General features: G+C 34.3%; 13 protein-coding genes and 1 pseudogene. All 14 read left to right on the top strand.

The window, feature by feature from the left end; translation table 11 throughout:
- The first annotated feature begins 80 nt into the window (after positions 1–80).
- The 14 genes and pseudogenes from MPTP_RS05265 (at position 81) to pyrE (ending at position 15,849) form a co-directional block, all read left to right on the top strand.
- On the top strand, positions 81–509 hold the full coding sequence (locus MPTP_RS05265) for an EbsA family protein (RefSeq protein ID WP_013774058.1): 429 nt from the start codon (positions 81–83) through the stop codon (positions 507–509).
- Between the two features lie 133 nt (positions 510–642).
- Positions 643–2,316, top strand: coding sequence for a formate--tetrahydrofolate ligase (locus MPTP_RS05260; protein ID WP_013774057.1), 1,674 nt, complete (start codon positions 643–645; stop codon positions 2,314–2,316).
- A 333-nt stretch (positions 2,317–2,649) separates the two neighbouring features.
- Complete coding sequence (gene lspA / locus MPTP_RS05255; protein ID WP_013774055.1) at positions 2,650–3,162, top strand: signal peptidase II; 513 nt, start codon at positions 2,650–2,652, stop codon at positions 3,160–3,162.
- Positions 3,113–4,021 carry an RluA family pseudouridine synthase gene (locus MPTP_RS05250; protein WP_013774054.1) on the top strand — a complete coding sequence of 303 codons (909 nt, stop codon included), beginning with the start codon at positions 3,113–3,115 and terminating at the stop codon, positions 4,019–4,021. Before lspA ends, MPTP_RS05250 begins: the two co-directional genes overlap by 50 nt.
- Before the next feature lie 245 nt (positions 4,022–4,266).
- The gene (pyrR, locus tag MPTP_RS05245; protein WP_375782335.1) at positions 4,267–4,842 is read left to right on the top strand and encodes a bifunctional pyr operon transcriptional regulator/uracil phosphoribosyltransferase PyrR; all 576 of its coding nucleotides are present in this window, start codon (positions 4,267–4,269) and stop codon (positions 4,840–4,842) included.
- Positions 4,843–4,867: 25 nt separating this feature from the next.
- A complete protein-coding gene (locus MPTP_RS05240; RefSeq protein ID WP_013774052.1) occupies positions 4,868–6,148 on the top strand; it encodes a solute carrier family 23 protein in 1,281 nt (426 codons plus the stop codon).
- 12 nt (positions 6,149–6,160) lie between these two features.
- Positions 6,161–6,960 (top strand): annotated as a pseudogene (locus MPTP_RS05235) (aspartate carbamoyltransferase catalytic subunit).
- A 3-nt stretch (positions 6,961–6,963) separates the two neighbouring features.
- The gene (locus MPTP_RS05230) at positions 6,964–8,247 is read left to right on the top strand and encodes a dihydroorotase (RefSeq protein ID WP_013774048.1); all 1,284 of its coding nucleotides are present in this window, start codon (positions 6,964–6,966) and stop codon (positions 8,245–8,247) included.
- Between the two features lies 1 nt (position 8,248).
- A complete protein-coding gene (locus MPTP_RS05225; RefSeq protein WP_013774047.1) occupies positions 8,249–9,349 on the top strand; it encodes a carbamoyl phosphate synthase small subunit in 1,101 nt (366 codons plus the stop codon).
- Positions 9,328–12,513, top strand: a complete 3,186-nt coding sequence (gene carB, locus MPTP_RS05220; protein WP_013774046.1) for a carbamoyl-phosphate synthase large subunit — start codon at positions 9,328–9,330, stop codon at positions 12,511–12,513. The genes MPTP_RS05225 and carB overlap by 22 nt, the downstream gene beginning before the upstream one ends.
- A gap of 276 nt (positions 12,514–12,789) precedes the next feature.
- The gene (locus MPTP_RS05215) at positions 12,790–13,572 is read left to right on the top strand and encodes a dihydroorotate dehydrogenase electron transfer subunit (protein ID WP_013774045.1); all 783 of its coding nucleotides are present in this window, start codon (positions 12,790–12,792) and stop codon (positions 13,570–13,572) included.
- Positions 13,569–14,495 carry a dihydroorotate dehydrogenase gene (locus MPTP_RS05210; RefSeq protein ID WP_013774044.1) on the top strand — a complete coding sequence of 309 codons (927 nt, stop codon included), beginning with the start codon at positions 13,569–13,571 and terminating at the stop codon, positions 14,493–14,495. The genes MPTP_RS05215 and MPTP_RS05210 overlap by 4 nt, the downstream gene beginning before the upstream one ends.
- Positions 14,496–14,497: 2 nt before the next feature.
- The gene (pyrF, locus tag MPTP_RS05205) at positions 14,498–15,226 is read left to right on the top strand and encodes an orotidine-5'-phosphate decarboxylase (protein WP_013774043.1); all 729 of its coding nucleotides are present in this window, start codon (positions 14,498–14,500) and stop codon (positions 15,224–15,226) included.
- The gene (gene pyrE / locus MPTP_RS05200; RefSeq protein ID WP_013774042.1) at positions 15,217–15,849 is read left to right on the top strand and encodes an orotate phosphoribosyltransferase; all 633 of its coding nucleotides are present in this window, start codon (positions 15,217–15,219) and stop codon (positions 15,847–15,849) included. Before pyrF ends, pyrE begins: the two co-directional genes overlap by 10 nt.
- Positions 15,850–16,157: the final 308 nt, after the last annotated feature.

Raw genomic sequence — 16,157 nt, 5'->3', positions numbered from 1 at the left:
TTTCCTTTATTCTTTGTTATTAAGAAAATATGCTATTATTGGTATAAATGAAATTTTCATAGATTGAGAGAGGTCGCTTTGTGAAGAAAAAAATCTATCATTGGCAGCCAGAATTAGCCAGTACTATCATTTATTGGTCTTTTACATTTGGCATTTTATTTATTAGCTTAATCCTATCTTTGGAGCATACTCATCCTTACTTGATAAGTAATCTAATTCTTGCTATCTTTTTTTTCTTTTTCGTTTTGGGCTTTAAACGTTATTTCAAAATAGAAAAAAACAATTTATTTATTTATACGTTATTCTCTTTGAATAATAAAAGGGTTCCTTTTTCTTCTATTACAAAAATTCAAATAGAAAAAAGAAGAATTGAGATTTATAGCAAGGCATTTAAAAATGATTCCCAGACATTTTTAATGATGAAAAAAACAAGGGATCAGTTTATTGCAGAATTATTAGATTACAAAAAAGATATGGTCGTTGAAAATCAAGAGATAGCTAAAAGTTAACGAATATATTTTAATGTTATGTTCTTTAGCTATCTTGAGTTAATGGATGAAATGAAATATCTATGAATTAAAAAGGCATTCATTAATGAAGCTTTATTGGATAAAAAATATATAGATAGGAGAGAAGAAATAAATGAAAACAGACATTGATATTGCTCAGCAAGCATCCTTACTTCCAATTAAAACTATTGCTGAAAAGATTGGATTAAAGAGTGAAAATTTGGAACTTTATGGCAATTATAAAGCAAAAATTAATTTAGAAACAATGAAAAAATTAAGAGAAAAAGAAATAGGAAAACTTATTCTTGTTACTTCTATTAATCCAACACCAGCTGGTGAAGGAAAATCAACGGTAACCATTGGACTTGGTGATGCATTAAATCATATTGGTCGTAAAGCTGTTATTGCACTCAGGGAGCCTTCTTTAGGTCCGGTTATGGGAATTAAAGGTGGAGCAACAGGGGGTGGCTATGCACAAGTTCTTCCAATGGAGGATATTAATTTACATTTTACAGGAGATATCCATGCTATTACCACAGCGAACAATGCTTTATCTGCTTTACTCGATAACCACATTCAACAAGGCAATGAACTTCACATTGATGTATGTAGAGTGCAGTGGAAGCGGGTAGTTGATTTAAATGATCGTGCATTACGACATGTTGTAGTTGGTTTAGGAGGACCTTTACAAGGAGTACCTAGAGAAGATGGCTTTGATATTACTGTTGCAAGTGAGATTATGGCTATTCTATGCTTGGCAGTTGACATTGAAGATTTAAAAATGCGTCTTGGAAAAATTGTTATTGGTTATACCGTTGATAAAGAACCGGTTACTGTAAGTGATCTAAAGGTTCAGGGTGCTTTAGCTTTATTGTTAAAAGATGCCATTAAACCAAATTTAGTTCAAACGATTCATGGGACACCTGCGTTTATTCATGGAGGGCCTTTTGCGAATATTGCACATGGTTGTAATAGTGTTTTGGCAACAAAAGCAGCTCTTGCTTTGGGGGATTATGCAGTGACTGAAGCGGGTTTTGGAGCTGATCTTGGTGGAGAGAAATTTTTAGATATTAATGTTCCTAATTTAGAAAAGGCACCAGATGTCGTAGTAATTGTAGCAACAATTCGTGCGCTAAAAATGCATGGTGGTGTATCAAAAGATGAATTAACAATTGAAAATATTCCAGCATTAACTAAAGGATTTGCTAATCTTAAAAAACATATTGAAAATATGTCCAGCTATGGCATTCCAGTGATTGTAGCAATCAATAAATTTACTCAAGATACTCAAAATGAAATTAATGTGCTACAAGAACTCTGTGAAAATTTAAATGTACCGATAGAATTGACGACGGTTTGGGCGGATGGAGCAATTGGTGGAGTCGCACTTGCTCAAGAGGTGGTTCACCAGATTGAACAAACTAAGACCATACATTTTCAACCACTTTATCCAATGCATCTAACATTAGAAAAAAAAATCGGCACTATTGTTAAAAAGATATATGGTGGAAAACAGGTTGAGTTCTCACAAAAAGCAGCAAATCAATTGAAAGAGTTCAAAAATTATGGCTGGGATAATTTACCTATCTGTATGGCAAAGACTCAGTATTCATTCACTGATGATCCTAAAGAGTTAGGTGCACCTTTAGACTTTACAATTACAATACAAGAATTGGTGCCTAAGATTGGGGCTGGCTTTATTGTTGCTTTAACAAGAAATATTATGACAATGCCTGGTCTTCCGAAAAAGCCAGCTGCTTTAAATATGGATGTCGATGACAATGGAAATGCTAGCGGATTATTTTAGTGTTTTTCCCATTTCAATAAAACATGTTTAAATTTAAAAAGAACATGAAGACTGAATTTTCTCATTGAATCATACAGTAGATATTTGCTTAAAAAAGCTGAATTTGAAACAGTCAATGATTTATTCAAAAGCAATTATTATTCATTCTGGCATTAATAAATGCCTATTTTTGAAAACAATGTGATTTTCTTTCGATTAATTTAGTTAATAAAAAGATAAAAGCACTTTAATCAATATTAAATTTTATGCTAAAATTAGGATTCAATTGAGTATGATTAAAGGTATATTATTTATACACTCATTAGGTCTAAAGTTAGAAAGGAATTAAGAATTTTGATTATCATTTATTTCTTTATTAGTTTGGTTATTATTGGACTTGATCAGTGGTCAAAATATTTAACGGTTACACACCTGATGCTTGGGGAAACAAAAACATTTATTCCTAATTTTTTGTCTTTTACTTATTTACAAAATACAGGTGCGGCTTGGAGTTTGCTTGAAGGTAAGATGCTATTTTTCATCATTATCACAGTGATTGTGGGAATTGGGCTAATTTATCTTCTCGTGAAATTTTATAAAAAAAGTTATTGGCTTTCTATTGGATTGAGCTTTGTTCTAGCAGGAGCACTTGGTAATTTTATTGATCGCATTCGCTTAGGTTATGTAGTAGATATGATCCAAACAGAATTTATCCATTTTCCAATTTTCAATGTGGCTGATTCCTCACTAGTTGTTGGTGTTATTTGTATCATAATTTATTTAATTTTAGATGAAAAAGCTGTAAAGGGAGAAAAAAATGGAAAATATCAAGCTGATAATCACAGAAAAAACAATAGGTCGAATTGATAAAGTACTTAGTGAAGAACTAATTGCGTATTCACGCTCACAAATTCAACAATGGCTGAAGGATTCGCTGGTACGGGTCAATAATAAGGTAGTAAAGGCAAATTATAAAGTGCAACCTGCAGATGAAGTAATTATTCAATTACCTAAACCAAAAATGATGGTTGTTTCACCTGAAAATATTCCACTGGATATTGTTTATGAAGATCAGGATGTTGTGGTAATTAATAAACCTCAAGGAATGGTGGTTCATCCATCAGCTGGACATTTTAAGGGAACAATGGTACATGCACTTCTTTATCATATTAAAGATTTATCTTCTATCAATGATGTCATTCGTCCAGGCATTGTCCATCGAATTGATAAAGATACTTCTGGCTTACTTATTGTTGCTAAAAACAATCAAGCACATGAAGCATTAGCTAAACAATTAAAAGATAAAACTATTTTACGTAAGTATATTGCACTGGTTCATGGTGAGGTTCCTCATGAGCAAGGTACAATTGATGCTCCAATTGGTCGTTCAAAAACAAATCGAAAAATGCAGGCGATCATTAAAGATGGCCGATCAGCTGTTACACATTTTAAAGTATTAGAAAAATTTACTGGTTATACATTGATAGAACTTCAACTAGAAACCGGTCGAACTCATCAAATACGTGTACATATGAAATATATTGGTCATCCTGTTGCTGGTGATCCTGTTTATGGCCCAAAGAAAACATTAAAAGGAGAGGGTCAGTTTTTACATGCAAAGGTATTAGGCTTTACTCATCCAACAACCCATGAAAGAATGGTGTTTGAAGCACCTTTACCTGAAATTTTTCAAAACACTTTGACAAAATTAAGAATTAATCATTGATTTTAAAAAAGAAACCTGCTATGCTGTTAACAAAGTAAATCAAATAAAATCCTTTAAGAGTAGTCCCGTGAGGCTAAAAAGGAGTTAGTGTTTTGCATCAATTCGCTTTAAATTGTAAATGAAAGGTTCTCTGCAACCTTATTTACAATTTAGATAAGTCTAATTGTTCGTTTAACTCCTATCCAAAAACAGGTAGGAGTTTTTTTATTGAAAAATTTATGATTAAACCAACGAATAAAGGAATAATGATCAATAAAAACAGGAGGAAAACAAATATGGTGAGAAAAGAAGTAGTAGATGCAGTAACGATGAAAAGAGCTTTAACAAGAATAACCTATGAAATTATCGAAAGAAATAAAGGAATTCAAAACATTGTCTTGGTAGGGATCAAAACACGAGGTATTTATATTGCACAACGGATTGCTGAACGGTTAAAACAATTAGAACAAATTAGTGTACCAGTAGGCGAATTAGATATTACCTTATACAGAGATGATGTTAAAGAACAGCCAATGATCAATGAACCTAAACTGCATTCTTCCGATATCCCGGTATCTTTAGAAGGAAAAGAAGTAATTTTAGTGGATGATGTATTATTTACTGGTCGAACTATCCGGGCAGCGATGGATGCAATTATGGATTTAGGAAGACCAAGAAAAATTTCTCTAGCTGTTTTAGTTGATCGTGGTCATAGAGAACTACCAATTCGTGCGGATTATATAGGCAAAAATATTCCCACTTCATTAGCCGAAGAAATTATTGTCGAAATGGAAGAGTTAGATAAACAGGATCATATTATCATCAGTAAAGATGAAGAATAAATAAAGATTAGAAAGAGGAAAAAATTTGAGCGATAAGAAATTTAGAAATCCAGATGCCGTTTTAGATATCCATGATAAACCAAAACATCTGCCATGGTTAGGATTAAGCATCCAACACTTATTTACTATGTTTGGATCAACAGTTTTAGTACCAATCTTAGTAGGGATCAACCCAGGTATTGCCTTAGTCAGTTCAGGTCTTGGAACCATTGTTTACTTAATAGTGACCAAAGGAAAAATTCCTGCTTACTTAGGAAGTAGTTTTGCTTTTATTGCTGCAATGCAGATGCTAATGAAAAGTGATGGCTATCCAGCTATTGCTCAAGGAGCTATTACTACTGGAATTGTTTATTTAATTGTTGCTTTAATTATCAGCAAAATAGGAGCCGCCTGGCTAGATAAAATTTTACCACCCATTGTTGTAGGACCGGTAATTATGGTTATTGGCTTAGGACTTGCAGCCAATGCAGCAAATAATGCTATGTATACAAGTAGTGGTGCATACAGTGTGAAATTTATTCTTGTTGCATTGATTACATTGGGGCTAACCATTTTTTATAATATGTTTTTTAAGGGATTTTTAGGTTTGATTCCCATCTTACTTGGTATCGTTAGTGGCTATGTTGTTGCTCTTTTGTTTGGCATTGTCGATACTAAACCAATTATTGAGGCAAGTTGGCTAGCGTTTCCTAATTTTGAAGTTCCTTTTGTTCAGTATCAACCAAAATTTTATCTAAATGCTGTTATAACAATGGCGCCGATAGCTTTTGTTACGATGACAGAGCACATTGGGCATCTAATGGTATTAAATAAATTAACCAAGCGTAATTTCTTTAATGATCCGGGCCTTTCAAAAACATTAACTGGAGATGGTTTGGCACAAATTGTTGCAGGAATTGTCGGTGGACCTCCAGTGACTAGTTATGGTGAAAATATTGGCGTTTTAGCCATCACACGAGTTCATAGTGTGTTTGTCATTTTGGGTGCAGCTATTCTTGCCATTGTTTTAGGCTTTATAGGAAAGTTAAGTGCGGTCATCTTAAGTATTCCAGCACCGGTTATTTCAGGGATCAGTTTTATACTTTTCGGTGTTATTGCTGCTAGTGGATTAAAAATTTTGATCGATAATCAAGTGGATTTTGATAAAAAGAAAAATCTATTGATTGCTTCTGTTATTTTGGTAATTGGTATTGGTGGTTTGGTCTTCAAATTCGGCGCATTTGAACTTTCTGCAATGGCACTGGCTACAGTATTAGGTATTATTTTAAATCTTATTTTACCTGAGCAGGCAAGAAGTGAGGAATAGGAGGAGAATACATTGATTATTACATCTGAGAGAATTAGTTTAAAACACCTTTTAACCATTGAATCACTCACTGACCAAGAAGTCATTGGCTTAATTCAACGGGCAAGAGAATTTAAGCAAGGAAGGAATTGGCAACCAGCCAAGAGACCTTATTTTGCTACTAATCTTTTTTTGAAAATAGTACACGAACACATAAAAGCTTTGAAGTAGCTGAAAAAAACTTGGGTTAGAAGTCGTTGATTTTGAAGCGAAAACCAGTTCGGTTCAAAAAGGAGAAACATTATATGATACCGTGTTAACCATGTCAGCTATCGGTGTAGATGTAGCAGTAATACGACATAGTCAAGAAAATTATTATGAAGAATTAATTCAAAGTAAGACGATTCAATGTGCCATTATTAATGGTGGAGATGGAAGTGGCCAGCATCCTACACATGGGAGCAGAAATTTACTTTTCAGGTCCACCAGAATGGTATGACAAACAATTTGATGCTTACGGACAATATAGACTATTAGATGGAATTATTGAAGAGATTGATGTTGTTATGCTTTTACGAGTTCAGCATGAACGACATGACGGTTCAGAATTATTTTCAAAGGAAACTTATCATAGAGAATATGGCTTAACAATTGAACGTGCAAAAAAATTGCCTAAAAAAGCAATTATTATGCATCCAGCACCTGTTAATCGAGATGTAGAATTAGCAGACCAACTTGTATAGGGCCTACAATCAAGAATTATTACACAAATGAGCAATGGCGTTTATATGCGTATGGCTATTTTAGAAGCAATTTTACAAGGAAGGGCATAAAAAATGAAGACATTAATAAAGAATGGCACCATTGTTGATAAAAAAAACAAACGAATTTCAGCAGCTATCTGGATAGAAGATAATAAAATTAAAGCCATTGGTAGCACATTTGACAATGAAAATTTTGATCATGTCTTTGATGCAAAAGGACAATTAATAACACCAGGTTTAATTGATATTCACGTTCATTTGCGAGAACCAGGCTTTACCTATAAAGAAACAATAAAAACCGGGAGTAGAGCAGCTGCAAGAGGTGGATTTACAACTGTATGTGCCATGCCGAATTTGAATCCTGTACCTGACACACCAGAAAAATTACAAAAAATTTATGATATCATTAAACAAGAATCAATCGTAAAAATTTTACAATATGCACCAATTACTGAAGAATTAAATAGTGAAGTATTAACCAACCAGAAAGCATTAAAAAAGGCCAATGCTTTTGCTTTTACAAATGATGGTGTTGGTGTTCAAAATGCTGGAGTGATGTATCTGGCTATGAAAAATGCTGCGTCTTTAAATATGCCTTTAGTGGCACATACCGAAGACAATTCCTTACTCTTCGGTGGGGTAATGCATGAAGGAGAAAGATCAAAAGAATTAAATCTACCCGGAATATTAGGAATTGTTGAGTCTTCACAAATCGCTAGAGATATCATGTTAGCTAAAGAAACAGGCGTCCATTATCATATTTGCCATGTATCAACAAGAGAAAGTGTCCAACTTGTTTGTGAAGCAAAACATGCAGGTATTCATGTGACTGCGGAAGTTTCTCCCCATCATTTGTTATTAACCGATCAAGATATTCCGGAAGATCATGGTTTTTGGAAAATGAATCCACCTTTAAGAAGTGAACAAGACCAGAAAGCATTAATTGAAGGTCTACTTGATGGAACGATCGATTGTATTGCAACTGATCATGCGCCTCATGGAATTGAAGAAAAAAATCAGTCTTTCTTAAAGTCTCCTTTTGGAATTGTAGATAGTGAAACAGCTTTCTCTTTACTCTATACTTATTTTGTTGAAAAACAGATTTTTACTTTAGAACAATTGATTTGTTGGATGAGTAGTAAACCAGCAGAATTGTTTAATCTGGCTGGGGGAACATTAACAATTGGTGCTACTGCTGATATTACTATATTTGATCTTGAAAAAGAAGAAGTCATTGATGAAGAACAATTTGAATCAATGGGTAAAAATACACCATTTATTGGTCGCCAGGTAAAAGGAAATACAATGATGACTTTTGTTGATGGTCAACTAGTATGGTCGAAAGAAGGAATATAGGGTGAAACGCTTATTAATTTTAGAAGATGGGATAGTCTTTAAAGGAAAAGCCTTTAGAGCTGAAACCAGTACGTTTGGAGAAGTCGTTTTTACGACGAGTATGACCGGTTACCAAGAAGCGATTACTGATCAAAGTTTTAATGGACAAATCATTACTTTTACCTATCCAATGGTTGGAAATTATGGGATTAATCGTGATGACTATGAATCAATTGCACCAACTTGCAAAGGCGTAATTGTTAGAGAGCATGCCCGGTTAGCCTCCAATTGGCGTAGCCAAATGACATTGGATGAGTTTTTAAAAGGCAAAGGTATTCCTGGTATCTCAGGTATTGATACACGGGCATTGACAAGAAAATTAAGATCAGTTGGAACCATGAAAGGTAGTTTGGTTGATGAAGGAGAAAATTTAACACATGATTTCGATCAACTTAAGGCAACAGTATTACCGAAAAATCAAGTAGCGCAGGTTTCTACTATTAAACCTTATCCAAGTCCAGGCATAGGCAGAAATATTGTAGTAATTGACTTTGGCTTAAAACACAGTATTTTACGAGAGCTAGGTAAACGGCAATGTAACCTAACTGTTTTGCCTTACAACACGAGTGCAGCAACAATTCTTGATCTTAAACCGGATGGCGTAATGTTATCAAATGGACCTGGTGATCCAAAAGATGTACCAGAAGCGATTGAAATGATTAAAAATATTCAAGGAAAAGTACCAATTTTTGGTATCTGTTTAGGACATCAATTGTTTTCTCTGGCAAATGATGCAGATACTTATAAAATGAAATTTGGCCATCGTGGATTAAATCATCCTGTACGTGAAATTGCAACGGGACGTATTGATTTTACATCGCAAAATCATGGCTATGCAGTTGACAAGCAGACAATTGATCCAGAAAAATTAATGATAACGCATGAAGAGGTAAATGATGGATCTGTTGAAGGAATTAAACATCGACAATATCCAGCATTTAGTGTTCAATTTCATCCAGATGCAGCACCGGGCCCACATGATGCTATTCATTTATTTGATGAATTTATGGAATTAATTGACGCATGGAAGGAGCAAAACAAATGCCAAAGCGAACAGATATAAAGAAGATTATGGTCATTGGGTCTGGTCCTATTGTTATTGGACAGGCTGCTGAATTTGATTATGCTGGAACCCAAGCGTGTTTAGCGTTAAAAGAAGAGGGCTATGAAGTGATATTGGTAAACTCCAATCCTGCAACCATTATGACAGATCGAGAAATTGCTGATAAGGTTTATATTGAACCAATTACTTTGGAGTTTGTTTCTCAAATTTTACGTAAGGAGCAACCAGATGCACTACTTCCCACTCTTGGTGGACAAACAGGATTAAATATGGCAATAGAACTTGCAAGTTCAGGAATTTTAGATGAGTTGAAGATTGAATTATTAGGAACAAAATTAAGTGCTATCGATCAAGCAGAAGATCGTGATTTATTTAAACAATTGATGGAAAAATTGAATCAACCAATTCCAGAAAGTGAAATTGTTCATACGGTGGAAGAGGCGGTGAGTTTTACCAATAAAATCGGCTATCCTGTAATTGTTCGCCCTGCATTTACTTTAGGTGGCACTGGTGGAGGCATGTGTGATAATGAAGAGGAATTAAGAGCAATCACTGTGAATGGATTGAAACTTTCACCAGCAACTCAATGTTTAATAGAAAAAAGTATCGCAGGTTATAAAGAAATTGAATATGAAGTCATGCGTGATTCTTCAGATAATGCTATTGTTGTTTGCAATATGGAAAATTTTGATCCTGTTGGCATTCATACTGGAGACTCAATTGTTTTTGCACCAAGTCAAACACTGTCAGATCAAGAATATCAATTGCTTCGTGATGCTTCTTTAAAAATTATTCGAGCATTAAAAATTGAAGGTGGTTGTAATGTTCAATTAGCTCTTGACCCTTCAATCTTCAATTATTATGTTATTGAAGTAAATCCAAGAGTATCACGTTCGTCTGCACTTGCTAGTAAAGCAACGGGATATCCGATTGCCAAATTAGCAGCAAAAATTGCTGTTGGCCTTACTTTAGATGAAATGAAAAACCCGGTAACTGGAACAACTTATGCTGAATTTGAACCAGCATTGGATTATGTTGTTGCTAAAATTCCTCGCTGGCCATTTGATAAATTTGAAAATGGTGAACGCCAATTAGGTACGCAGATGAAAGCAACTGGTGAAGTAATGAGTATTGGTCGAACCATTGAAGAATCTTTATTAAAGGCTGTTCGTTCTTTGGAAATTGGTTGTTATCATAATGAATTAAAAGAGTTACAAGAAATTTCAGATGAGCAATTAACAGAAAAGATTATTCATGCACAAGACGATCGATTATTTTATCTTTCTGAGGCGATTCGCAGAAACTTTACGATTGAAGAACTTCATACACTGACCAAAATAGACTTATTCTTTTTGGATAAATTGTTACATATTTTTGAAATAGAAAAAGACCTATTCATGCATATCGGTGATTGTAATTATTTAAGAGAAGCAAAACAAAATGGTTTTACTGATCAGAAAATTGCTGATTGTTGGCAATGGCATGTAGACAAAGTGACTGAATTTAGAAAACAAAATAAATTAATTCCAGTTTTTAAAATGGTGGACACCTGCGCTGCTGAATTTGAATCACAAACGCCTTACTTTTATAGTACCTATGAAGATGAAAATGAAAGTCTGGTTTCTGATAAACCCTCTATCTTGGTATTGGGTTCAGGTCCTATTCGGATTGGACAAGGTGTAGAATTTGATTATGCAACAGTTCATTCGGTAAAAGCGATCCAAGCAGCTGGGTATGAAGCGATTATTATGAATAATAACCCAGAAACTGTTTCAACAGATTTTTCTATTTCAGATAAACTCTATTTCGAACCCTTAACTTTGGAAGATGTCTTAAATGTTATAGAATTAGAAAAACCGACAGGTGTAATTGTTCAGTTTGGTGGACAAACTGCGATTAATTTAGCAGCTGCCTTGGATCAACAAGGAATAAAAATTCTTGGAACGACTGTGAAAGATCTAGATCGAGCCGAGGATAGAGATATGTTTGAACAAGCTTTAAAAATCCTTGAAATTCCTCAACCACCTGGTAATACTGCAATAAGTGAGGCAGAAGCCATTTCAATTGCTGGGAAAATCGGTTATCCGGTTTTATTGAGACCAAGTTATGTTTTAGGTGGAAGAGCAATGGAAATTGTTGAAAATCAGGCAGACTTGGAAGACTATATGAAATACGCAGTAAAAGCTTCTCAGGAACATCCAGTCTTGGTGGATCGGTATTTAGTTGGTAAAGAATGTGAAGTAGATGCAATTTGTGATGGGCAAACTGTATTAATTCCTGGCATCATGGAACATATCGAGCGAGCTGGTGTCCATTCAGGCGATTCGATGGCCGTTTATCCACCGCAAATTCTATCTAAAAAGATTAAACAGACGATTGAAACTTATACCAAAAAATTAGCATTAGGATTAAATTGTGTTGGGATCATGAATATTCAATTTGTGATTCATCATGATGATGTTTATGTTATTGAAGTCAATCCAAGAGCTAGTCGCACAGTACCATTTTTGAGTAAAATTACTGGAATAAAAATGGCACAGCTGGCAACAAGAGTTATTCTTGGAGAAAAACTAATAGATTTGGGCTATACTGATGGTCTCTATCCAGAAAGTAATCAAGTTCACGTAAAAGCACCTGTCTTTTCTTTTACTAAATTACAAAAAGTAGATACCTATTTGGGACCGGAAATGAAATCAACAGGTGAAGTTATGGGTTCTGATAATAATCTAGAAAAAGCTTTATATAAAGCTTTTGAAGCTTCAGGATTACATTTACCTAGTTATGGGACAGTTTTATTTACGATTGCTGATAAAGACAAGGAGGAAGCTTTAAATCTAGCTAAACGATTTGTCAAAATCGGTTATAATTTAATTGCAACGAAGGGAACAGCAGATTACTTTGTTCAACAAGGCCTATGTGTTCAGCTTGTCTCAAAAATTGAGCAAAAAGAAGAAAAGAACATTTTAGATGTTATACGTAAAAGAGAAGTTCAAGTTGCTATTAATACAATGGATAAAAACCATTCCAAAACAAAAAGTCAAGATGGCTTTTATATCCGAAGAGCTTCTGTGGAGCATGGTATCCCATTGTTTACTTCATTAGATACAGCAAATGCTATTTTGAAAGTTCTAGAAGCACATACCTTTTCAACTAACCCGATTTAAAAGGACATAGAGTAGTATTTAGAATAAGGGAAAGTAGTTTCATTTCTTTTTCTTATTCTAAATAAGCAATTTGCCAGTTCAAATTTATAGGATAGCATAAGATTGATAGCATTTCACAAATAACAAATAAAAAGAAAAGTAACATTTTTATTGTTCTGATTTTTGATATCATTTTTTATTTTGGAATAGTTGTTTTGTGAATTTATGGATGTATAAACATTTTCGATAGAAAAATTCTTCTTCTATTAGTTGGAAACAAATAAAGGAGTTAATGAAATGAAGCAAGAACAAATGACGGTTGTTTTGCAAAAACAATTAGCACCACATATTTATCAGATGACATTAACTGGTGAACTGGTAAAAGAAATGAACATGCCTGGGCAATTTCTACATATTAAGGTTCCAAAAGCCGACCTCTTATTACGTAGACCAATTAGTTTAAATCAGATAGATCATGAGAAAAATACTTGCACAATTATTTATCGAACGGAAGGAACAGGAACAAAAATACTTTCTACTCTAAATGCTGATGATAAATTAGACGTTATGGGTCCTTTAGGCAATGGTTTTAAGATTGATGGGGTAAACTCTGGACAGATCGCTTTTATTGTTGGTGGTGGGATTGGTATTCCCCCACTTTATGAATTATCTAAGCAACTAACCAAAAGAGGCGTTCATGTTGTTCACTTTTTGGGATATGCAACAAAAGAATTGATCTATTTTAAAGAAGAATTTATGAATTTAGGTGAAACACAATTTGCTACCGATGATGGAACTTATGGAGTAGAAGGAAATGTTGGCAATCTTTTAGCAGAAGCGAGTCAAACGATGTTTCCTGATGCTATTTATGCTTGTGGACCCAATGGCATGTTAAAAACTATCGTCCAACTTTTCTCTACGCTTTCCAATATTTTTCTTTCGCTAGAAGAAAGAATGGCTTGTGGGATTGGTGCTTGCAATGCTTGTGTTTGTCCTGTTCAAGGAGATAAAACAGGAACAAGAAGCGTAAAGGTTTGTGAAGATGGACCTGTTTTTTTGGCAAATGAGGTGGTTTTATGAATGAAAAATTAGCAGTATCCTTACCTGGATTAACTTTAAAAAACCCAATTATGCCTGCGAGTGGTTGCTTTGGATTTGGTGAAGAATATGCAAGATATTATAATTTGAATCAGCTAGGTTCACTTATGATTAAGGCAACTACACCAAAAGCACGTTTTGGTAATCAAACACCAAGAGTAGCAGAAACACCTAGTGGCATGTTGAATGCAATTGGGTTACAGAATCCAGGATTAGAAGTAGTAATAAATGAAAAATTACCTGCTCTAGAAAAATACCAGCTACCAATTATTGCGAATGTAGCTGGTGCCTGTGAAGAAGATTATATTGAGGTATGTAGTAAAATCAGTCAAGTAAAGAATGTACATGCGATTGAATTAAATATTTCTTGTCCAAATGTTAAACATGGTGGTATTGCTTTTGGCACTGATCCAGAGGTAGCATTTCAGCTTACTCAGGTAGTAAAGAAAGTCTCACAAGTCCCTATTTATGTAAAATTATCACCAAATGTTACAGATATCGTTCCAATTGCTAAAGCAATTGAAGCTGGTGGGGCAGACGGCCTTTCGATGATTAATACTTTGTTAGGGATGAGAATTGATTTAAAAACTAGACAACCGGTTTTAGCAAACCAAACAGGTGGATTATCTGGTGCTGCCATCAAACCGGTGGCGATTCGGCTAATTAGACAGGTAGCAGCTATAACAAATTTGCCAATTATTGGCATGGGTGGCATCCAATCAGTCGAAGATATTTTGGAATTTTTTATGGCCGGTGCGAGTGCAGTTGCAATTGGTACGGCAAATTTCACAGATCCTTACATTTGCCCAAGATTAATCGAAGAATTACCGATAAAAATGGCGGAATTAGGAATTGAATCCCTAGAACTATTAAGAAAAGAAGTGAAAGAGGAGCTGAATCAGTAAAAATGAATACACTTCCAATTATTGCTCTTGATTTTCCAAATCAACAAGAAGTTGAAACATTTTTAAACGGTTTTCCAAAACAAGAAAAGCTGTTTATTAAAATAGGTATGGAATTATATTATCAAGAAGGTCCTAAAATTGTTCATTGGTTAAAACAGCAAGGACATAGTATTTTTCTTGATTTAAAACTTCATGATATTCCAAATACGGTAGAAAAAGCGATGTACGGACTTGCAAAACTAGGCGTCGACTTAACTTGTGTACATGATGCAGGTGGCATTCAAATGATGTCAGCAGCAATCAATGGCTTAGAAAATGGAACGCCGACCGGACAAAAAAGACCGATGTTATTAGCAATTACTCAGCTAACCTCAACGACTGAGGAAAAGATGCATAAGGAACAGCTCATCGAAGTGCCTTTACAAGAAAGTGTGATCCATTATGCAAAATGTGCACAACAAGCAGGCTTAGATGGTGTAGTATCTTCTGCCTTAGAAGTAAAAAATATAAAAAAAGCAACCAAGCCTGAATTTATCTGTTTATCACCAGGAATTAGACCAAAAGGTTCAAAGATAGGAGACCAAAAAAGAATTGTCACACCACACAAAGCACATCAGCTAGGTTCAGATTTCATTGTTGTTGGTCGCCCGATTACTCAATCATCGATGCCTTATGAAACCTATGTGGAAATTAAAAAAGAATGGGATGGAGGAAGTGAAACATGTCAATAGAAAAAAAGATTGCAAAAGATTTATTAGACATCAAAGCAGTGTTTTTAAGTCCTAATCAGCCCTTTACATGGGCAAGCGGCATTAAGAGCCCAATTTATTGTGATAATCGAATCACAATGAGTTATCCTGCCATACGTAAAGAAATCGCGCAGGGATTAGCATATAAAATTAAAGAAAATTATCCAGAGGTAGAAGTAATTGCTGGAACTGCAACTGCTGGAATTCCACACGCCGCTTGGGTTGCTGAACTTTTAAACCTACCGATGGTTTATATTCGAAGTAAACCAAAAGATCATGGAAAGGGAAACCAAATTGAAGGTCGAATAACTAAAAATGAAAAAATGGTTATTATTGAAGATTTAATTTCAACTGGTGGTAGTGTCTTAGAGGCAGCAGAAGCAGCAAAGCGTGAGGGAGCTGACGTACTAGGAATTGCAGCAATATTTACTTATGAGCTGCCAAGAGGAAAAGAGAATTTTGAATACCAGCAGCTACCTTTAATTACATTAACGAACTATTCGACATTAATTGATGTTGCTTATACTTCAAGTGCAATTACATCTGAAGATGTTATTTTATTAAAAGAATGGAAAAAAGCACCAGAAAAATGGCAAGGAAATTAAGCAAATTCAAGAAGAATAACAAAAAAGTAAGGAACTATTATCTATCAATATTAGCAAAATAACCTATAGAATTATCCTCATTAATAAAGATAACGTCGTTTGATTCTACCAAATGAATGGGCTTCACTATGAATATCAGCTTTTTTCACAAATTTAGTAAAATACGATTTTTCGTTTTAACTTTATATTAGTTATATCAAACTAACTATATTAATAGCAAGAATCAAAACAATTATTCATTGTAATTCAATCAACGAATAATTGTTTTTTTTACTACTAATATTCCTTTTGTATCTAACTAAAAATAC

This window comes from Melissococcus plutonius ATCC 35311 (assembly GCF_000270185.1).
GTDB classification, from domain to species: domain Bacteria; phylum Bacillota; class Bacilli; order Lactobacillales; family Enterococcaceae; genus Melissococcus; species Melissococcus plutonius.
Note: the sequence above shows the minus strand (reverse complement) of the source record. Positions and strands in the feature narration are given on the sequence as shown.

Excerpts from the sequence above, each read along its gene's own strand:
- MPTP_RS05250 (WP_013774054.1), top strand. The coding sequence starts at position 3,113 with ATGGAAAATATCAAGCTGATAATCACAGAAAAAACAATAGGTCGAATT.
- MPTP_RS05230 (WP_013774048.1), top strand. The coding sequence starts at position 6,964 with ATGAAGACATTAATAAAGAATGGCACCATTGTTGATAAAAAAAACAAA.
- pyrF (WP_013774043.1), top strand. The coding sequence starts at position 14,498 with ATGAATACACTTCCAATTATTGCTCTTGATTTTCCAAATCAACAAGAA.
- MPTP_RS05215 (WP_013774045.1), top strand. The coding sequence starts at position 12,790 with ATGAAGCAAGAACAAATGACGGTTGTTTTGCAAAAACAATTAGCACCA.
- carB (WP_013774046.1), top strand. The coding sequence starts at position 9,328 with ATGCCAAAGCGAACAGATATAAAGAAGATTATGGTCATTGGGTCTGGT.
- MPTP_RS05260 (WP_013774057.1), top strand. The coding sequence starts at position 643 with ATGAAAACAGACATTGATATTGCTCAGCAAGCATCCTTACTTCCAATT.
- MPTP_RS05210 (WP_013774044.1), top strand. The coding sequence starts at position 13,569 with ATGAATGAAAAATTAGCAGTATCCTTACCTGGATTAACTTTAAAAAAC.
- pyrE (WP_013774042.1), top strand. The coding sequence starts at position 15,217 with ATGTCAATAGAAAAAAAGATTGCAAAAGATTTATTAGACATCAAAGCA.
- pyrR (WP_375782335.1), top strand. The coding sequence starts at position 4,267 with ATGATCAATAAAAACAGGAGGAAAACAAATATGGTGAGAAAAGAAGTA.